This window comes from Streptomyces gamaensis, assembly GCF_042656465.1.
GTDB classification, from domain to species: Bacteria; Actinomycetota; Actinomycetes; order Streptomycetales; family Streptomycetaceae; genus Streptomyces; species Streptomyces gamaensis.
On record NZ_JBHSPB010000033.1, the window covers coordinates 1 to 19,053 of the forward strand.

Annotated in this window: 13 protein-coding genes, 1 tRNA gene and 1 rRNA gene; 14 read left to right on the forward strand and 1 reads right to left on the reverse strand. The window is 71.5% G+C overall.

The genetic code is table 11. From position 1 onward, the window contains the following. Positions 1-6: 6 nt before the first annotated feature. The 3 genes from rrf (at position 7) to ACFP1Z_RS31590 (ending at position 1,064) form a co-directional block, all read left to right on the forward strand. Positions 7-123: ribosomal RNA gene (rrf, locus tag ACFP1Z_RS31580) — 5S ribosomal RNA — on the forward strand. A 115-nt stretch (positions 124-238) separates the two neighbouring features. Beyond that, a complete protein-coding gene (locus tag ACFP1Z_RS31585; RefSeq protein WP_390321177.1) occupies positions 239-922 on the forward strand; it encodes a DegT/DnrJ/EryC1/StrS family aminotransferase in 684 nt (227 codons plus the stop codon). Positions 923-991: 69 nt separating this feature from the next. Further along, positions 992-1,064: transfer RNA gene (locus ACFP1Z_RS31590), tRNA-Thr, on the forward strand. Positions 1,065-1,136: 72 nt separating this feature from the next. Here the strand turns inward: ACFP1Z_RS31590 and ACFP1Z_RS31595 are convergent. Then, positions 1,137-3,770, reverse strand: a complete 2,634-nt coding sequence (locus tag ACFP1Z_RS31595; protein ID WP_390321179.1) for a SpoIIE family protein phosphatase — start codon at positions 3,768-3,770, stop codon at positions 1,137-1,139. Positions 3,771-4,117: 347 nt separating this feature from the next. Between ACFP1Z_RS31595 and ACFP1Z_RS31600 the strand changes: the two genes are divergently transcribed. From ACFP1Z_RS31600 to ACFP1Z_RS31650, 11 genes are all read left to right on the forward strand, one after another. Continuing rightward, entirely contained in the window at positions 4,118-9,610 is a 5,493-nt protein-coding gene (locus tag ACFP1Z_RS31600; RefSeq protein WP_390321180.1) for a HAMP domain-containing protein, read from the forward strand. 273 nt (positions 9,611-9,883) lie between these two features. Then, the gene (locus ACFP1Z_RS31605; RefSeq protein ID WP_390321182.1) at positions 9,884-10,564 is read left to right on the forward strand and encodes a response regulator; all 681 of its coding nucleotides are present in this window, start codon (positions 9,884-9,886) and stop codon (positions 10,562-10,564) included. Positions 10,565-10,696: 132 nt separating this feature from the next. Next, complete coding sequence (locus ACFP1Z_RS31610; RefSeq protein WP_390321183.1) at positions 10,697-13,444, forward strand: DNA translocase FtsK; 2,748 nt, start codon at positions 10,697-10,699, stop codon at positions 13,442-13,444. Positions 13,445-13,713: 269 nt separating this feature from the next. Continuing rightward, a complete protein-coding gene (locus tag ACFP1Z_RS31615) occupies positions 13,714-14,529 on the forward strand; it encodes a helix-turn-helix domain-containing protein (RefSeq protein ID WP_390321185.1) in 816 nt (271 codons plus the stop codon). Between the two features lie 132 nt (positions 14,530-14,661). Next, positions 14,662-16,155, forward strand: a complete 1,494-nt coding sequence (gene rimO / locus ACFP1Z_RS31620; RefSeq protein ID WP_390321187.1) for a 30S ribosomal protein S12 methylthiotransferase RimO — start codon at positions 14,662-14,664, stop codon at positions 16,153-16,155. Further along, positions 16,152-16,769: a CDP-diacylglycerol--glycerol-3-phosphate 3-phosphatidyltransferase gene (gene pgsA, locus ACFP1Z_RS31625; RefSeq protein ID WP_390321188.1), complete on the forward strand. Its 618-nt coding sequence runs from the start codon at positions 16,152-16,154 to the stop codon at positions 16,767-16,769. The genes rimO and pgsA overlap by 4 nt, the downstream gene beginning before the upstream one ends. Next, on the forward strand, positions 16,766-17,305 hold the full coding sequence (locus ACFP1Z_RS31630; RefSeq protein ID WP_390321189.1) for a CinA family protein: 540 nt from the start codon (positions 16,766-16,768) through the stop codon (positions 17,303-17,305). Before pgsA ends, ACFP1Z_RS31630 begins: the two co-directional genes overlap by 4 nt. 109 nt (positions 17,306-17,414) lie before the next feature. Next, positions 17,415-17,798 carry a helix-turn-helix domain-containing protein gene (locus ACFP1Z_RS31635; protein WP_004955592.1) on the forward strand — a complete coding sequence of 128 codons (384 nt, stop codon included), beginning with the start codon at positions 17,415-17,417 and terminating at the stop codon, positions 17,796-17,798. Positions 17,799-17,968: 170 nt separating this feature from the next. Then, positions 17,969-18,439, forward strand: coding sequence for a Dps family protein (locus tag ACFP1Z_RS31640; protein WP_390321190.1), 471 nt, complete (start codon positions 17,969-17,971; stop codon positions 18,437-18,439). Between the two features lie 46 nt (positions 18,440-18,485). Beyond that, complete coding sequence (locus ACFP1Z_RS31645) at positions 18,486-18,698, forward strand: hypothetical protein (RefSeq protein WP_390321192.1); 213 nt, start codon at positions 18,486-18,488, stop codon at positions 18,696-18,698. Positions 18,699-18,763: 65 nt separating this feature from the next. Beyond that, positions 18,764-19,051 carry a hypothetical protein gene (locus ACFP1Z_RS31650; protein WP_390321193.1) on the forward strand — a complete coding sequence of 96 codons (288 nt, stop codon included), beginning with the start codon at positions 18,764-18,766 and terminating at the stop codon, positions 19,049-19,051. The last annotated feature ends 2 nt before the right edge of the window (positions 19,052-19,053 follow it).

The following is a 19,053-nucleotide window of genomic DNA, read 5'->3' on the forward strand; positions in this document are numbered from 1 at the left end:
TAGTGTTTCGGTGGTCATAGCGTTAGGGAAACGCCCGGTTACATTCCGAACCCGGAAGCTAAGCCTTTCAGCGCCGATGGTACTGCATGGGGGACCGTGTGGGAGAGTAGGACGCCGCCGAGCTATTATTCGAAGAGCTCCGGTATCTGAACCTTGTTCAGATACCGGAGCTCTTTTGTTTTGATGACCAGGTGCTGAGTGTCACGCCACGTTAACGTCGCCCGGTGAGCCTCCCCGTATGGGGACCGTGGAGACGCTGACGGCGGCGGGTATCGGTGCGGGGGACGAGGTGATCGTGCCGTCGTACGCCACCGCCGAGGCGGCCGAGACGGTCCGGCGGGCCGGAGCGGTACCGGTGTTCGCGGACATCGACACGCAGAGCCTCTGCCTCGATCCGGCTGCCGTGGCCGCCTCCGTGACCCTGCGGACAGCGGCGGTGATGCCCGTGCACCTCTTCGGGCGCCGCGCCGACCTGGTCGCTCTGCGGGCCGTCGCCGCGCGACACGGCCTGCTCGTCGTGGAGTTCGAGCAGCTGGGGCCGCTGGACGAGGCGGCCAGGAGGCGGCGCGAGCACGCGGCGTACCTCGACGCGCACCTCACCGGTGTGCTGACGCCGGCGGCCCCACCGGGCGAGGACCACCGCTACCGGTCGTACGTCGTGCGAGTACCCGGCAACGGGCGGCCGGACCGCGACGCCTTCGCGCGGGCCCTGCGTGCGCGGCACGTGCGGTGCCGGATACCCGTACAGACACCGGTGCACCGGACGCCGTCGTTCCGGCGGGAGTTGTGGCTCGCCGAGACCGAGCGGGCCACCGAGCAGTGCCTGGCGCTGCCGGTGAACGCGGCAACGGAGAGACGGGAGTTGCAGCAACTTGTCTCCGCCTGCAATGCGCTGGGCGGGCTGCTGCGGGTGGCCGCCTGAACAGGGCACCTGAGCAGAGCAGTGGTCAAAAGCCCGTACGAACATGGGGTATGCTTTATCTCGTTGCCGGCCCCAATAGCTCAGTCGGCAGAGCGTCTCCATGGTAAGGAGAAGGTCAACGGTTCGATTCCGTTTTGGGGCTCTGAAGAAAGGCCCCCGCCATTACGGCGGGGGCCTTTTTCGTCATCGGGATCCCGGTCAATCGGGATCCCGGTCAGGCGTCCTGACGTTCCGGGAGGCGCAGGGCCAGGATGGCCATGTCGTCGGACGCGGGCTCGGCGGCGAAACGCTCGACCGCGCGGAGCACCCGGGCGGCCACCGCGCCGGCGGTCAGCCCCGTACACGTGGTGAGAACCTCCGTCAGGCCGTCGTCGCCGAGCATGCGGGTGCCCTCACGGCGCTCGGTGACGCCGTCCGTGACGCACAGCAGGACATCACCGGGGGAGAGGGTGACCATCTGCTCGTACAGCTCCAGGTCCTCCATGACGCCCAGCAGGGGCTGCGGGTCGGCGGCCGGTTCCACGCTGCCGTCCGGGCGCAGACGCAGCGGCAGCGGATGGCCGGCGCACACCACCTTCAGCAGGGCGCTGCCGTCCTTCTGCGGCCACAACTCGCCGTACAGCAGCGTCAGGAAGCGGCTGCGGGGGCCCTCGTCGAGGATCGCGGCGTTGAGGCGCTCCAGCACGGCCGGGCCGCCCAGGCCCTCGCGGGCCAGCAGACGCAGCGCGTGCCGGGCCAGGCCCGTGACGGCGGCGGCCTCCGGGCCCGTACCGCAGACGTCGCCGATGGCGAAGCCGTAGGCGGCGTCGCTGATGGGGAAGATGTCGTAGAAGTCGCCGCCCACCTCATTGCCCTCGCCCGCAGCGCGGTAGATGACGTCGACGTCGACACCCGGGACGTGCGGCAGCTCGGGCGGCAGCAGGCTGCGCTGGAGGGACTGGCTGATGGCCGTACGCTCGCTGTAGAGACGGGCGTTGTCGAGGGCGAGCGCGGCCCGGCGCGAGAGGTCCTCGGCCAGCTCCAGGATCTCCTGGCGGAAGTGGTCGTCTGCGGGCTTGCCGAGAGTCAGCATGCCGATGACCCGGTTGCGGGCGACGAGCGGCAGGACGACGGTCTCGCCGCCGACGGCCGCCGCCGTGGCCAGCGAGGTGCCCGGTGGCGCGGCGGTGTGCCGGGCGACGTCCGCGAGGCCGAGGGTGCGCAGGGAACTGCGCAGCGCCGCCGCGTGCGCGGCCTCCGCCGGGGCGCTCCAGACCCGCGCGCCCGGCACGGTGACCGGTTCCGGCGGCGGGATCTTGCCCAGCAGGGTCTTCAGCCCGTCGATGCGGTCCTCGTCCTCGTGCAGGACGTACGACAGCTCCGGCTCGGAGGCCGGGTCGGCGACCGTGTAGACCGCGCACCAGGTCGCGAGGGTCGGGACCGTCATCTGGGCCATCAGGGCCAGGGTCTGGTCCCGGTCGAGGGTGCCGGCGAGCAGGTCGGACGCCTCGACGAGGAAGGACAGGGAACCGCGGCGCAGCCGCTCCAGCTCGTTGAGCCGGGCGCGCTCGACGGCCAGGGCGATGCGGTCGGCGGCGAACTGCAGCCGCAGGGCCTCCTCGTTGGTGTAGCGGCCCGGGGCCTCGGCGGCGACACCGAGCGAACCCGTCAGCCGGCCCTCGACCTTGAGGGGGACGGTCACCACCGAACGCATACCGGTGTCGGTGAGGAGCGGCACGGCACCGGGGATGACCGCGAGGTCCTCGTGGACGGCCGGCATCCGGGCCGAGCCGTAGCGCCCCGTGCCCGCCTCGACCGGGACGCGGGCGAAGCGCTGGCGGGTGGAGGGCAGCCCCGTGGAGGCGCGGACCTCCAGCTCGGTCTCGTCGTCGGTGGCGAGCAGCAGATAGGCGGCGTCGCCGTCGAGCATGTCGCGGGCGCGCTCGACCGTGCGCTGCAGGAGGCTGTCGAGATCGTCGGGGGCGGGGGAGCCGATGAAGACCTCGAAGGGGTCGGTCGCCGCACCCCGGTCGCCCGGGGTCTCGCCGGCCTGGGCGCGCTGGAGGCTCTGCAGCACGGCGCGCTCGTCCTCGCGCACGAGCAGACAGACCGTCGAGGGGGCGCCCGCGTTGTCGCGGACGCGCAGGTGCGAGGCGTAGACGGGGGTGATGCGGCCGTCCGCCCCCCTTATGCCGTACGAGCCCTCCCAGCGGGACAGGCGCAGGGCCTCGGCGATACCGGTGGAGGTGCCCGGTGTGTGCGGCCAGGCGGCGAAGTCGGCGAGCGGCTTGCCGATGACCTGCTCGGCGGTGAAACCGAAGAGCAGGGCCGCGTCGTCGTTCCAGGCGCAGATGCCGCCGCAGCGGTCGATCTGGACGACGGCGACGCGCACCCGGTGGTCGGCGACCGGGAGGGCCTCGGTGGGCAGGGCGGGGCCCGCGGAGCGGGTGCCCGCGGGGCGGTCGGGCAGGTCGAGCTGGAACCAGACCTGCTTGCGGGCGGCGCTGTACTCGACGCCCCAGCGGGTGGCCAGCGCCGCGCACAGCAGCAGGCCGCGGCCGCCCTCGCGGTCGACGCCGCCGATCCTGCGGCCCGTGTTCTGCAGGGGCAGCTCGCGCTCGGGATAGCGGTCGGCGACCTCGACGCGCACCCCGCCGTCCGTCCGCATGCACAGCACGTCGGCGGCGGTGCCGGCGTGCACCACGGCATTGGTGACGAGCTCGCTGGTGAGGACGACGGCGTCGTCGATGATGTCGGGGAACCCCCAGCCCTGCAAGGTGTCCCGGACGAAGGCGCGGGCAGAGGCGACCGAGCGCCCGACCGGCTCGAAGGTGGCGGCAGCCCGCGCGGTGATCACAGCACTCCCCATTGGCCTCTCATTGCTCCCCCGAGTCCTGTGCCCGCTTCCCAAGTCCTCGATTCACCCGCCAGGCTAAACCGTCGGATCAAGTGATGTGGACAGAGTCGTGTGTTTCGGGCACGGACACGGCCCGGCGGCCGTCCGCATTCCCTGGGGCAATGCGGACGGCCGCCGGGCCGCGGTCGCGCTGGAGGTGAGAAGGGGCCTTGTGGACGGGCTCCGCCCCGCGCATTTCAACGAGCCCGCGCGAACCGGGTTACGTTCGTCCTGGCGACCGCTTCGGTGCCGGGGGTGAAACACTGGGAAAGATTGAAGCGGAGCCCGACAAGGATGATCGACCCTGCGGGAGGGACACGGTGGAGTCTGGCGCGGCGGCGCGGGGCGTGAGCACGCGCGCGAAGGGCGGACGGCCCCGGGCCAATGGGACGACGGAAGTGGACACCGCGGCCCTGAACCGGCTGCTGTCGGCGCTTTCGGCCATGCGGGACGGCAACTTCCGCAAGCGTCTGACGGTGTCGGGCGACGGGACGATGGCCGAGATCGCGGCCGTCTTCAACGAGGTCGCCGACCGCAATCTGCAGCTGACCGGTGAGCTGGCGCGGGTGCGGAGGGTGGTCGGTCGTGAGGGAAAACTCACCGAGCGGCTGGAGACCGGCGCCGGTGAGGGGGCGTGGGCCACGGCGGTCGACGCGGCGAACGCGCTGGTCGACGACCTGGTGCGCCCGGTGTCCGAGGTGGGCCGGGTGCTGTCGGCGGTGGCCGACGGCGACCTGGAGCAGCGGATGGAGCTGCGCGTGCAGGGCCCGGACGGCTCGGCACACCCGCTGCGGGGAGAGTTCCTGAAGGTCGGGCGTACGGTCAACGGGCTCGTGGACCAGCTGTCGACGTTCACCGACGAGGTGACCCGGGTCGCCAGCGAGGTCGGCACCGAGGGCAAGCTGGGCGGTCAGGCCCGGGTGCGTGGGATGTCCGGTTCCTGGAAGGACCTCACGGACTCCGTCAACACCATGGCGTCCCGGCTCACCGCCCAGGTGCGTGACATCGCCCTGGTGACCACGGCGGTCGCCAAGGGCGATCTGTCGCGGAAGGTCACGGTTCATGTGGCCGGTGAGATGCTGGAGTTGAAGAACACCGTCAACACGATGGTGGACCAGCTCTCGTCGTTCGCCTCCGAAGTCACCCGCGTGGCCCGTGAGGTGGGGACCGAGGGCGAGCTCGGCGGTCAGGCCCGGGTGCCCGGGGTCGCCGGGGTCTGGAAGGACCTCACGGACTCGGTCAACCTGATGGCCGGCAATCTCACGGCCCAGGTGCGCGGGATCGCCCAGGTGACCACGGCCGTCGCCAATGGCGACCTGTCGCAGAAGGTCACGGTGAGCGCGCGCGGCGAGGTCGCGCAACTCGCCGAGACGATCAACCAGATGACCGAGACCCTGCGGGTCTTCGCCGACGAGGTGACGCGGGTCGCCAGCGAGGTCGGCGCGGAGGGGCTGCTGGGCGGCCAGGCGCAGGTGCCGGGCGCGGCGGGCATCTGGAAGGACCTCACCGACTCGATGAACACGGCCTTCCGCAATGTCACCACGCAGGTGCGCGACATCGCGCAGGTGACGACGGCGGTGGCCAACGGTGATCTGTCGCAGAAGGTCACCGTGGACGTCTCCGGCGAGATGCTGGAGCTGAAGAACACGGTCAACACGATGGTCGACCAGCTGCAGGCGTTCGGTGCCGAAGTCACGCGCGTGGCACGGGAGATCGGCGTCGAGGGCGAGCTGGGCGGTCAGGCGGAGGTGCCCGGCGCGGCCGGTACGTGGAAGGACCTCACCGACTCGGTGAACACCGCCTTCCGCAACCTCACCGGCCAGGTCCGCAACATCGCGCAGGTGACGACGGCGGTGGCCAACGGCGATCTGTCGCAGAAGGTCACCGTCGATGTCTCCGGCGAGATGCTCAAGCTGAAGAACACCGTCAACACCATGGTCGACCAGCTGTCCGCGTTCGCCGACCAGGTCACGCGCATGGCGCGGGACGTCGGCACCGAGGGCCGGCTCGGCGGCCAGGCCCGCGTCGACGGCGTCTCCGGCACCTGGAAGGAGCTGACCGACTCGGTCAACTTCATGGCCGGCAACCTGACCTCGCAGGTGCGCCAGATCGCCCAGGTGACGACGGCGGTGGCGCGCGGTGATCTGTCGCAGAAGATCGACGTGGACGCCCGGGGCGAGATCCTGGAGCTGAAGAACACCATCAACACGATGGTCGACCAGCTCTCCGCCTTCGCCGAGCAGGTCACCCGCGTCGCCCGCGACGTCGGTACGGAAGGCCGGCTCGGCGGGCAGGCACAGGTGCCGGGTGTCGCCGGTGTGTGGCGGGACCTGACCGACTCGGTGAACGGCATGGCGGGCAATCTCACCGCCCAGGTCCGCAACATCGCCCAGGTCGCCACGGCGGTGGCGCGCGGTGACCTCTCGCAGAAGATCGACGTGGACGCCCGCGGGGAGATCCTGGAGCTGAAGAACACCCTCAACACCATGGTGGACCAGCTCTCGTCCTTCGCGGAGCAGGTCACCCGGGTGGCCCGTGAGGTGGGCACCGAGGGCATCCTGGGCGGCCAGGCCGAGGTGCAGGGCGTCTCCGGCACCTGGAAGGACCTCACCCAGTCCGTCAACTTCATGGCGAACAACCTCACTTCGCAGGTGCGCAACATCGCCGAGGTGACGACGGCGGTGGCCAAGGGCGACCTGTCGAAGAAGATCACGGTCGACGCGAAGGGCGAGATCCTCGAACTCGTCACGACCGTGAACACGATGGTGGACCAGCTCTCGGACTTCGCCGAGCAGGTGACCCGGGTGGCCCGCGAGGTGGGCACCGAGGGGCGGCTGGGCGGCCAGGCGCGGGTGCGGGACGTCACCGGCATCTGGAAGGACCTCAGCGACAACGTCAACCTGATGGCCAACAACCTGACCAGTCAGGTCCGCAACATCTCGCAGGTCGCCGCGGCCGTCGCCAACGGCGATCTGACCAAGAAGGTCACCGTCGAGGCGCGCGGCGAGGTCGCGCAGCTCGCCGACACCGTCAACACCATGGTCACCACGCTGTCGTCGTTCGCGGACGAGGTAACGCGAGTGGCCCGCGAGGTCGGCACCGACGGCATCCTCGGCGGCCAGGCCCGGGTGCCCGGCGTCAGCGGGACGTGGAAGGACCTCACCGAATCGGTGAACTCGATGGCGTCCAACCTCACCGGACAGGTCCGCAACATCGCGATGGTGACCACCGCCATCGCCCAGGGCGACCTCACCAAGAAGATCGACATCGATGCGCGCGGCGAGATCCTCCAGCTGAAGACGACCATCAACACGATGGTCGACCAGCTGTCGTCCTTCGCCGAGCAGGTCACCCGCGTCGCCCGCGAAGTGGGCACGGAAGGGCAGCTGGGCGGCCAGGCGCGGGTGCGCGACGTGGACGGCACCTGGCGCGACCTGACCGAGTCCGTCAACGAGATGGCCGGGAACCTCACCCGTCAGGTGCGGGCCATCGCCGAGGTCGCCACCGCGGTGACCCGCGGCGACCTCAACCTCAAGATCGATGTGGACGCGGCCGGCGAGATCCTGGAACTCCAGGACAACATCAACACGATGATCGTCAACCTCCGTGAGACCACGCTCGCCAATAAGGAGCAGGACTGGCTCAAGGGCAACCTCGCCCGGATCTCCGGCCTGATGCAGGGCCGCCGCGACCTGGAGGACGTGGCCGGCCTGATCATGAGCGAGCTCACCCCGGTGGTCTCGGCCCAGCACGGCGCGTTCTTCCTCGCCGTACCGACCGAGCCGCGGGGCGACGGCGACGGGGACGCGTACGAACTGCGCCTGCTCGGCTCGTACGGCTACTCGCGCGAGTCGATGCCCACGTCCTTCCGGCCGGGCGAGACGCTCATCGGCACCGCGGCCCAGGAGAAGCGCACGATCCTCGTGGAGAACGTCCCGCCGGGCTATCTGAAGATCGCCTCCGGGCTGGGCGAGGCGCCGCCGGCCCATGTCATCGTGCTGCCGGTGCTGTTCGAGGGGCAGGTGCTCGGGGTGATCGAGCTGGCCTCCTTCCAGCCGTTCACCCAGATCCAGAAGGACTTCCTCAACCAGATCGCCGAGATGATCGGCACCAGCGTCAACACCATCAGCGTCAACACCAAGACCGAGGTGCTGCTCAAGCAGTCGCAGGAGCTCACCGAGCAACTGCGCGAGCGCTCCGCCGAGTTGGAGAGCCGGCAGAAGGCGCTGGAGCGGTCCAACGCCGAGCTGGAGGAGAAGTCCGAGCGGCTGGCCCGGCAGAACCGCGACATCGAGGTGAAGAACACCGAGATCGAGGAGGCCCGGCAGGTACTGGAGGAGCGTGCCGAACAGCTCGCCGTCTCCATGCGCTACAAGTCCGAGTTCCTCGCGAACATGTCGCACGAGCTGCGCACCCCGCTCAACTCGCTGCTCATCCTCGCCAAGCTGCTCGCCGACAACGCGGAGGGCAATCTCTCCCCGAAGCAGGTCGAGTTCGCCGAGACCATCCACGGCGCGGGCTCGGACCTGCTGCAGCTGATCAACGACATCCTGGACCTGTCGAAGGTCGAGGCGGGCAAGATGGACGTCAGCCCCACCCGTATCGCGCTCGTCCAGCTCGTCGACTATGTGGAGGCCACCTTCCGGCCGCTGACGGCCGAGAAGGGACTCGACTTCTCCGTACGGGTCTCGCCGGAACTGCCCGCGACGCTGCACACCGACGAGCAGCGGCTGTTGCAGGTGCTGCGCAACCTGCTGTCGAACGCCGTGAAGTTCACCGACTCCGGCGCCGTCGAGCTGGTCATCCGCCCGGCCGGCGGGGACGTGCCGGACAGCATCCGCGAACAGCTGCTGGAGTCCGGCTCGCTGCGGGACCCGGACGGCGAGGTGATCGCCTTCTCGGTCACCGACACCGGGATCGGTATCGCGCAGAGCAAGATGCGGGTCATCTTCGAGGCGTTCAAGCAGGCCGACGGCACGACCAGCCGCAAGTACGGGGGCACCGGCCTCGGGCTGTCCATCAGCCGGGAGATCGCCCGTCTGCTCGGCGGCGAGATCCAGGCGGCGAGCGAGCCCGGCCGCGGCTCCACCTTCACGCTGTACCTGCCGCTGGGTGCCGGCGAGCTGCTCGCGCCCGGCGGTCACGGCACGGGGCCGGAGGCGCTGCCCGGCGAGCCCCTCAGCGCGGAGGGCGACGACGAGGAGCCGGTGGGCCACCCGGTGCCCGACGAGCCCGTCGCCGAGCCGGTCCGGCCGGGCGGCGCCGCGGCGGGGCTCTTCCTGCGCCGCCGCCGGGCCGCGCAGGCCGCCGGCCAGTGGCCGCCGGCGGTCGGCCAGGACGAACCGGGCCGGCCGCAGGAGCCCTGGCCCGAGGAGACGTCCGGTGACGCAGCGCAACGGTCGGCCGAAGGATCCGAGGACGGTTTCGGCGGCGGCTTCCACGGGGAGAAGGTGCTGATCGTCGACGACGACATCCGCAACGTCTTCGCCCTCACGAGTGTGCTGGAGCAGCACGGCCTGTCGGTGCTCTACGCCGAGAACGGCCGCGAGGGGATCGAGGTCCTCGAACAGCACGACGACGTCATGGTCGTGCTGATGGACATCATGATGCCGGAGATGGACGGGTACGCCACGACAGCCGCGATCCGCAGGATGCCGCAGTTCGCGGGGCTGCCGATCATCGCGCTCACCGCGAAGGCGATGAAGGGCGACAAGGAGAAGAGCCTGGAGTCCGGGGCGTCGGCCTATGTCACCAAACCGGTCGACACGGATCACCTGCTGACGGTGATGGAGCGCTGGATGCGCGCGAAGTGACAGCCGGCCGCCCGCTCCAGGACACCCGGCGGACGCCCGCGCCCGGGGGCGCGCGACGGCCCGCCGGGCGGGGAACCTTCCCGTCCCCCGCGACGTTTCCGCTACGTGCGCAGTGACATCGTGGTGACAGGGTGTGGCGACCGGCGGGGTGCGGCTACCATGACCGGCACAAGGACGGGCGGCGCAAGGGAGTCGTCCCCAGGGGCGGCCCCCGGTGCTTCCCCGAGCTCTTCGAGCAGGGGAGGCCCCACGCCGGGGCGAGGAGGACGGGCCATGGTGCAGAAGGCCAAGATCCTCCTGGTCGATGACCGGCCGGAAAATCTGCTGGCGCTGGAGGCCATCCTCTCGGCGCTCGATCAGACACTGGTACGGGCATCGTCAGGGGAGGAAGCGCTCAAGGCGCTGCTGACGGACGACTTCGCGGTGATCCTGCTGGACGTCCAGATGCCAGGCATGGACGGTTTCGAGACCGCGGCGCACATCAAGCGGCGGGAGCGGACCCGGGACATCCCGATCATCTTCCTCACCGCCATCAACCACGGTCCGCACCACACGTTCCGTGGTTATGCGGCGGGGGCGGTCGACTACATCTCCAAGCCCTTCGACCCGTGGGTGCTGCGCGCCAAGGTCACGGTCTTCGTCGACCTGTACATGAAGAACTGCCAGCTGCGCGAGCAGGCGGCCCTGCTGCGGCTGCAGCTGGAGAGCGGCCAGGCAGGCCGGGCCGACGGCGGGCAGGAGCCCGCCGGGCTGCTCGCCGAGCTCTCCGCGCGGCTCGCCGCCGTCGAGGAGCAGGCCGAGGCCCTCACCAAGCAGCTCGACGACTCCGCGGACGCGGCCGCCGTGGCCACCGCCGCCCACCTGGAGCGCAAGCTCACCGGGCTGCGCCGGGCGCTGGACGCCCTGGAGCCCGGAGCGGGCAGCGGAGCGAGCCCGGTCCCCTCGCCGAGCTGACCGGGCCGCCGCGCGTCCGTACCGCCGACGCCCTGATGCGGCGTCACCCCCGGTGTGCTCGCGGGCTTGCCCGAACGGGTGAGGCCGGGGACGCGGATGTCACCACCGGCTCACGACGGTAATCTCGGCACCATGGCCTCACGTACGTCCGGCAAGGGTTCCCAGAGCACTGCGGGCACCTCGAAGCAGCGCGCCGGACGGTCCGGAAGCACCGTCAAGAAGGCGCCTGCGAAGAAGGCGCCGCCCCGCCCCGCGGGCAAGGGGACCGCCAGAAAGGCGGCCCCCGCCCGCAGGCCGCCCGCCAGGAAGGCCGCCGCCAAGGCCGCGCCCAAGCGGGCCCCTTCGGCGGCCGGCGGCGTCTACCGCGCCGTGCGCGCCCTGTGGCTCGGGCTCGCGCGCGCCGTCGCGGCGCTGTTCCGGGGCGTCGGACGCGGCGCGAAGAACCTCGACCCCGCGCACCGCAAGGACGGGCTGGCGCTGCTGCTGCTCGCCCTCGCGCTCGTCGTCGCGGCCGGCACCTGGTCCAGCCTCCAGGGGCCGGTGGGCGAGCTGGTGCAGATGCTCGTCACCGGCGCCTTCGGCAGGCTCGACCTGCTCGTGCCGATACTCCTGGCCGCCATCGCGATCCGGCTGATCCGCCACCCCGAGCGGCCCGAAGCGAACGGACGGATCGTCATCGGCCTCTCGGCGCTCGTCGTCGGCGTCCTCGGCCAGGTCCATGTGGCCTGCGGAGCGCCGGGCCGGGCCGCGGGCGAGCACGCCATGCGCAACGCGGGCGGCCTCATCGGCTGGGCCGCCGCCAAACCCCTGGTCTTCACGGTCGGCGAGGTACTGGCCGTACCGCTGCTGGTGCTGCTGACGGTCTTCGGGCTGCTCGTGGTCACTGCCACGCCCGTCAACGCCGTCCCGCGCCGGCTGCGGCAGCTGGGCGTCCGGCTCGGCGTGATCGAACCGCTGCCGGGCGAGTACGAGCCGCGGGAGTACGCCGACGAGTGGCGCGAGGGCCCCGCAGGACGGCCCCGGCGCCCCGCCGCCCGTACCGGTGACGGACTCGACCCCGCCGAGGAGGAGACGCCCGGCAGGCGGCGCCGGACGCGGTCCACGCCGCCCGCCGGACGGCCGCTGGACGCCGTGGACGTCGCCGCCGCGGCGGCGGCCTCCCTGGACGGCGCGGTGCTGCACGGCGTGCAGCCCTCCCCGCTCGTCGCCGACCTCAGCAGCGGCATCTCCGGCGAGTGCGACCGGGCCGCCGGGGACGGCACCGAGCCCACGACCGTGCTGCCGTCCGCGCGCGGCGGCAGGAAGACGGCCGGGGAGCGCCCCGCGTCCGTACCGGACCTCACCAAGGCCGCGCCCGAGCCGCAGGGCCTGCCCGCGCGCGCCGAGCAGCTGCAGCTCGCGGGCGGCGCCACCTACGCGCTGCCCTCGCTGGACCTGCTCCAGCGGGGCGGCCCGGGCAAGGCCCGCAGTGCCGCGAACGACGCCATAGTGGCGGCGCTGACCACCGTCTTCGCCGAGTTCAAGGTCGACGCCAAGGTCACCGGCTTCACCCGGGGCCCGACGGTCACCCGCTACGAGGTCGAACTGGGCCCGGCCGTCAAGGTCGAGCGGATCACCGCGCTGGCCAAGAACATCGCCTACGCCGTCGCCAGCCCCGACGTGCGCATCATCAGCCCCATCCCGGGCAAGTCCGCCGTCGGCATCGAGATCCCCAACACCGACCGCGAGATGGTCAACCTCGGCGACGTGCTGCGCCTCGCGGCCGCCGACGGCGACGACCACCCGATGCTCGTCGGCCTGGGCAAGGACGTCGAGGGCGGCTACGAGATGGCCAACCTCACGAAGATGCCGCACATCCTGGTCGCCGGTGCCACCGGCTCCGGCAAGTCGTCCTGCATCAACTGCCTGATCACCTCACTGCTGATGCGGGCGACGCCCGACGACGTACGGCTGGTGCTGGTCGACCCCAAGCGTGTGGAGCTGACCGCCTACGAGGGCATCCCGCACCTGATCACCCCGATCATCACCAACCCCAAGCGGGCCGCCGAGGCCCTGCAATGGGTCGTGCGCGAGATGGACCTGCGCTACGACGACCTGGCGGCGTACGGTTTCCGGCACATCGACGACTTCAACGAGGCCGTGCGGGGCGGCCGGATAAGCCCGCCGCAGGGCAGCGAACGGGAGCTGAAGCCGTACCCGTATCTGCTGGTCATCGTCGACGAGTTGGCGGACCTGATGATGGTCGCTCCGCGGGACGTCGAGGACTCCATCGTGCGGATCACGCAGCTCGCCCGCGCGGCGGGCATCCACCTCGTGCTCGCCACCCAGCGGCCGTCCGTCGATGTCGTCACGGGTCTGATCAAGGCGAACGTGCCCTCCCGGCTCGCCTTCGCGACCTCCTCGCTCGCCGACAGCCGCGTCATCCTCGACCAGCCGGGCGCCGAGAAACTCATCGGCAAGGGCGACAGCCTCTATCTGCCGATGGGCGCGGGCAAACCGCTGCGTATGCAGGGTGCGTTCGTCACCGAGGCCGAGGTCGCGGCCGTCGTCAAGCACTGCAAGGACCAGATGGCGCCGGTCTTCCGCGACGACGTGACCGTGGGGACGGCGAAGAAGAAGGAGATCGACGAGGAGATCGGCGACGATCTCGATCTGCTGTGCCAGGCCGCCGAGTTGGTGGTCTCCACCCAGTTCGGTTCGACGTCGATGCTCCAGCGGAAGCTGCGTGTGGGATTCGCGAAGGCGGGCAGACTCATGGACCTGATGGAGTCGCGCAGCATCGTGGGCCCCAGCGAGGGTTCCAAGGCCCGCGATGTGCTGGTCAAGCCCGAAGAACTGGATGCGGTGCTCGCGGTGATCCGCGGCGACGGCCCGGTGTAGCCGCACGGAAAACCCCACCGGAACGAGTGCTTCGGCCACGGCGCTTTCCGTCGCCGGAGTGCCCTGTCGAGGGATGCCTCGAAGGAACGTCGCGGGAGCAGCGGGAACGAGGGAAGGGGGACGGGGGCGGTGTACCACCGTCGGCGCGGCAGAACCCGGCCGCGGGCTACTGATGGCCTACAAAGTCCGGCTTTCCGCTTGCCGGACGCTTTCGGATCCCCCCTAGACTGAATCTCCAGCAGGTGGCTGCACGCTCGAAAGGCGCCCACGTGTCGATCGGCAACTCTCCCCCGGATTCCGCGGAGGACCGGCCTTCCATCGGCCGGGCCCTCCAACTGGCCCGTACCAACGCAGGACTGACGGTCGACGAGGTCAGTTCGACCACCCGCGTGCGCGTCCCGATCCTGCAGGCGATCGAGCAGGACGACTTCTCGCGCTGCGGGGGCCACGTCTACGCCCGAGGGCATATCCGCGTGCTCGCGCGGACCGTGGGCCTGGACCCGGCCGAGCTGATCGCGCAGTACGAGGCGGAGCACGGCGGACGGCCCTCCGCCACCCCCGCGCCCCCGCTGTTCGACACCGAGCGGATCCGCCCCGAACCGCGCCGGCCCAACTGGACCGCCGCCATGGTCGCGGCGATCGTCGCCGTCGTCGGCTTCGTCGGCTTCACGCTCTTCAACGGCGGCACCAAGGGGGTCGGCTCCACCACGGCCGACCCGCCCTCGACCAAGCCCTCCCCGCCCCCGAGCGCGCCGCCCGCGCCCGGCAAGCAGTCCGGGCAGCGCCCGGAGACGGGCGACAGCGCCATCGCCGCCGCCCCCGCCAACCAGGTCACCGTCAAGCTCACCGCCGAGAACGGGCAGACCTGGATGTCCGCCAAGGATCACAACGGCAGGCTGCTGGAGGAGGGCGTGCTCAAGCAGGGCACCTCCGCGACCTTCACCGACAGCAAACGCATCGACCTGATCCTCGGCAACGCCGGGGCGGTCCAGCTCTTCGTCAACGGCAAAGAGATCAAGAACGTGGGCGAGAGCGGGCAGGTGCAGCGCCTCAGCTACACGCGCGGCGACCCGGTGGCGGGCTGACCGGCGGTCCGGCCGGGGCGGCGGCCCGGGGACGCGCGAGCGGGCGGCGGGTGACCCTTCTCTCGGCGCCGGCCCGGCCGAGGTGTGCACTCGGCAACGGATGCGGGCCCGGGACAAAGTAGGCTGAGCCCTATGCCCGAACGCCGTACCGTCGCTCTTGTCACACTTGGCTGCGCCCGTAACGAGGTGGACTCGGAGGAGCTGGCAGGCCGCTTGGCGGCGGATGGCTGGGACCTCGTCGAGGACGCCGCCGACGCCGACGTCGCCGTCGTCAACACCTGTGGCTTCGTCGAGGCCGCCAAGAAGGACTCGGTCGACGCCCTGCTGGAGGCCAACGACCTCAAGGACCACGGCCGCACCCAGGCGGTCGTCGCCGTCGGCTGCATGGCCGAGCGGTACGGCAAGGAGCTCGCCGAGGCACTGCCCGAGGCCGACGGCGTGCTCGGCTTCGACGACTACACGCACATCTCCGACCGGCTCCAGACCATCCTCTCCGGCGGCATCCACGCCTCCCACACCCCGCGCGACCGGCGCAAGCTGCTGCCGGTCAGCCCCGCGGAGCGGCAGTCCGCCGCCGGGGTCGCCCTGCCGGGCCACGCGCAGGCGGAGCCGGTCGCCGAGGCCGCCGCGGCCCCGGCCGACCTGCCCGAGGGGCTGGCTCCCGCCTCCGGGCCCCGCGCGCCGCTGCGCCGCCGGCTCGGCTCCAGCCCGGTCGCCTCGGTCAAGCTCGCCTCCGGCTGCGACCGGCGGTGCTCCTTCTGTGCCATCCCCGCCTTCCGCGGCTCGTTCATCTCCCGCCGCCCCTCCGACGTGCTCGGCGAGACCCGCTGGCTCGCCGAGCAGGGGGTCAAGGAGATCATGCTGGTCTCCGAGAACAACACCTCCTACGGCAAGGACCTGGGCGACATCCGGCTCCTGGAGACGCTGCTGCCGGAACTGGCCGCCGTGGACGGGCTGGAGCGGATCCGCGTCAGCTACCTGCAGCCCGCCGAGCTGCGGCCGGGCCTGATCGACGTGCTCACCTCGACCGAGAAGGTCGCGCCCTACTTCGACCTGTCCTTCCAGCACTCGGCGCCCGGCGTGCTGCGCGCGATGCGGCGCTTCGGCGACACCGACCGCTTCCTCGAACTGCTGGAGACGATCCGCACCAAGGCGCCGCAGGCCGGCGCCCGCTCGAACTTCATCGTCGGCTTCCCCGGCGAGACCGAGGACGACGTCGCCGAGCTGGAACGTTTCCTGGTCGGGGCGCGGCTGGACGCCATCGGCGTCTTCGGCTACTCCGACGAGGACGGCACCGAGGCGGCCGGCTACGAGGACAAGAACGACCCGGAGATCGTCGCCGATCGGCTGGAGCGCGTCTCCCGGCTGGCCGAGGAACTGACCGCGCAGCGCGCCGAGGAGCGTATCGGCGAGACCGTCGAGGTGCTCGTCGACCGCGTGGACGAGGAGGACGGCATCGTCGGCCGGGCCGCCCACCAGGCGCCCGAGACCGACGGGCAGGTGCTGCTCGACACCGACGCGGACCTGCGGCCGGGCCGTATGGTCGTGGCCAAGGTGGTGGCGTCCGAGGGCGTGGACCTCGTCGCCGAGCCGCTGGGCCTGGGAAGCGAGGGGGCGGGCAGATGAGCGGAGTCCCGGCCTCCGCCGGGAGGGGCGCTCCGGCACCGGCCGCGCGGCCGGCCCGGTTGTGGAACATCGCCAACATCCTCACCATGGTGCGGCTGTTGCTCGTGCCCGCGTTCGTGCTGTTGATGCTCCATAACGGCGGCTACGACCCGGTCTGGCGCTCCTTCGCCTGGGCCGCGTTCGCGGTCGCGATGATCACCGACCTCTTCGACGGCCATCTGGCCCGGATGTACAACCTGGTCACCGACTTCGGCAAGATCGCCGACCCGATCGCCGACAAGGCGATCATGGGTGCCGCGCTGATCTGCCTCTCCGCGCTGGGCGATCTCCAGTGGTGGGTGACCGGGGTGATCCTCTTCCGCGAGATCGGCATCACGCTGATGCGGTTCTGGGTCATCAGGCACGGCGTCATCCCCGCCAGCCGGGGCGGCAAGCTCAAGACCCTCGCCCAGGGCGTGGGCGTGGGCATGTACATCCTGGCCCTGACCGGGCCCCTCGCCACCCTGCGCGCCTGGGTCATGGCCGTCGCGGTCGTCCTGACCGTGGTCACCGGCCTCGACTACGTCCGGCAGGCCTTCGTGCTGCGCCGGGCCGGCCGGGGCGCGGCCCGGTGAGCGCCCGGCGGGCGGGGCCGGCCGGGGACTCCCCGGCCGCCGGGGTGCTCGCGGCGCTGACCGGGCGGGGACAGACCGTGGCCGTCGCCGAGTCGCTCACGGGCGGCCTGGTCGCGGCCGGGCTCACGGCGGTGCCGGGGGCCTCCAAGGCGGTACGCGGCTCGGTCACCGCGTACGCCACCGACGTCAAGCGCGCGGTGCTGGGCGTGGACGCCGCCCTGCTCGCCGCGCGCGGGGCCGTCGACGCCGATGTGGCCCGGCAGATGGCGGGCGGCGTACGGGCGCTGCTGGGCGCCGACTGGGGGGTCGCCACCACCGGGGTGGCCGGGCCCGAACCGCAGGACGGCAAGGCCGTGGGCACGGTCTTCGTGGCCGTCGCGGGACCCGACGGACACACGTCCGTGAGAGAGCTCGCGCAGAGCGGGGACCGGGAGGCGGTCCGGACGGCGAGCGCACGGGCGGCACTGGAGCTGCTGATGAGCGAACTGACAGAAAACGTGGGCGCAAAGGATACGGAACACAACGGGGGGAATTGATGTTTGCAGCCCTGAGTGAACACGACATAGCTCCCCGCACGGCCGGAGCCCGAGGCGGTACGGTGGGGCGTGAAGGATCCGGATTCGCGGTCCAAGGAGGGAGCCACCGATGATTTTGCTCCGTCGCCTGCTGGGTGACGTGCTGCGTCGGCAGCGCCAGCGCCAGGGCCGCACTCTGCGCGAGGTCTCCTCGTCCGCGCGGGTCTCGCTCGGTTATCTCTCCGAGGTCGAGCGCGGGCAGAAAGAGGCGTCCTCCGAGCTTCTCTCCGCAATCTGCGACGCTCTGGACGTACGGATGTCCGAGGTCATGCGCGAGGTCAGCGATGAGCTGTCGCTCGCCGAGCTGGCGCAGTCGGCGGCGGCGAGCGAGCCGGTACCCGCGCCGATGCGGCCGATGTTCAACCCGGTGTCCGTGACGTCCGTGACCGGGGTGCCGGGGGAGCGAGTGACCATCAAGGCTCCCGCGGAGGCCGTGGACGTGGTCGCGGCCTGACAGCACGCGTGCGAGGGCCCTGGTCGGCTGCCGACCGGGGCCTCGGTGTTTTTCCCGTACGTGCCGCGGTGCCCCGGCCCGTCGACGCCCTTGGTTCCCCGGCGCGTTCGCCGCTGCTGTGTGATGGTGGTGTGGGGGAGCCCGAACGGGAGAAGGACGGGAGAAAACGGATGTCTGTCGTGAAGAGCCCGCTCTCCGAGCAGGACCGCAAGACCGTCGGCGACGCCCTCCAGGGCGCCCTGGTCGACCTGGTGGACCTCTCCCTCGTGGCCAAGCAGGTCCACTGGAACGTCGTGGGCCCGCGCTTCCGCTCGGTGCACCTGCAGCTCGACGAGGTCGTCGACAGCGCGCGCACGCACGCCGACACAGTCGCCGAACGGGCCGCGGCACTCGGTATCGCCCCGGACGGACGGGCCGGGACCGTCGCCCGGGCCAGCGGCATCACGGCGGTCGGCGACGGCTGGATCAAGGACACCGCCGCCGTGCAGACCCTCGTCGAGGCCCTGCACGCCGTGATCGCGCGCATGCGGCAGCGCATCGACGCCACCGGCGACCCCGACCCCGTCACCCAGGACATCCTCATCGGGCTCACCGGCGACCTGGAGAAACACCACTGGATGTTCCAGGCCGAGAACGCCTGAACCGCCCCGGGTGGCGCGCCCCGCGCGGCCGCGCTCTCCTGGGGGAATGGACGAGCACCCGGTGATCCGGTTCACCAGCCGGCTCATGGTCTGCACCGACCTCGACCAGACTGCCGCGGGCACCTTCGTCCGGCAGGTCTACCAGGCCGGTGTCCACGACGGGGAACAGCGGGTGATCGCCGAGCTGCACCGGCGCGACCAGCGCATCGAGGAGCTGGAGCGCGAACTGGCCCTGCTGCGCGGCGAACCACCGCGCTGAAGCGGCCGCTCGCCACGACGCGAGCGGCGCCCGGGGGCCGGTGACGGCCGAAGGAGGCAGGCAGCATGGACCGGCGCGACCGGGGGAGCCGCCTGCCGCACGGGCCTGCCGCACGGCTGCTCGCCTTCGCCCTCGGACTGGCCGTGCTGGGCTGGGCACTGCCGGGGCTCCCCGTGGCGTCCGGCGACGGCGGTCCGGTGACGGGTCTGATCGCCCTCGGCGGCTGGGGGCTGAGCCTGCTGCCCGTCCACTGCGCCCCCTGGCGGCGGCGCACGGCGGACGGCAGGGGGCGTACGGCGTCGCCCGCCCCGCGACGACGATGCCGGAACGGACGCTTCCGGCCCCGGCCGTGAAC

Excerpts from the sequence above, each read along its gene's own strand:
- ACFP1Z_RS31585 (WP_390321177.1), top strand. The coding sequence starts at position 239 with ATGGGGACCGTGGAGACGCTGACGGCGGCGGGTATCGGTGCGGGGGAC.
- ACFP1Z_RS31595 (WP_390321179.1), bottom strand. The coding sequence starts at position 3,770 with ATGGGGAGTGCTGTGATCACCGCGCGGGCTGCCGCCACCTTCGAGCCG.
- ACFP1Z_RS31605 (WP_390321182.1), top strand. The coding sequence starts at position 9,884 with ATGGTGCAGAAGGCCAAGATCCTCCTGGTCGATGACCGGCCGGAAAAT.
- ACFP1Z_RS31610 (WP_390321183.1), top strand. The coding sequence starts at position 10,697 with ATGGCCTCACGTACGTCCGGCAAGGGTTCCCAGAGCACTGCGGGCACC.
- rimO (WP_390321187.1), top strand. The coding sequence starts at position 14,662 with ATGCCCGAACGCCGTACCGTCGCTCTTGTCACACTTGGCTGCGCCCGT.
- pgsA (WP_390321188.1), top strand. The coding sequence starts at position 16,152 with ATGAGCGGAGTCCCGGCCTCCGCCGGGAGGGGCGCTCCGGCACCGGCC.
- ACFP1Z_RS31635 (WP_004955592.1), top strand. The coding sequence starts at position 17,415 with ATGATTTTGCTCCGTCGCCTGCTGGGTGACGTGCTGCGTCGGCAGCGC.
- ACFP1Z_RS31640 (WP_390321190.1), top strand. The coding sequence starts at position 17,969 with ATGTCTGTCGTGAAGAGCCCGCTCTCCGAGCAGGACCGCAAGACCGTC.
- ACFP1Z_RS31645 (WP_390321192.1), top strand. The coding sequence starts at position 18,486 with ATGGACGAGCACCCGGTGATCCGGTTCACCAGCCGGCTCATGGTCTGC.
- ACFP1Z_RS31650 (WP_390321193.1), top strand. The coding sequence starts at position 18,764 with ATGGACCGGCGCGACCGGGGGAGCCGCCTGCCGCACGGGCCTGCCGCA.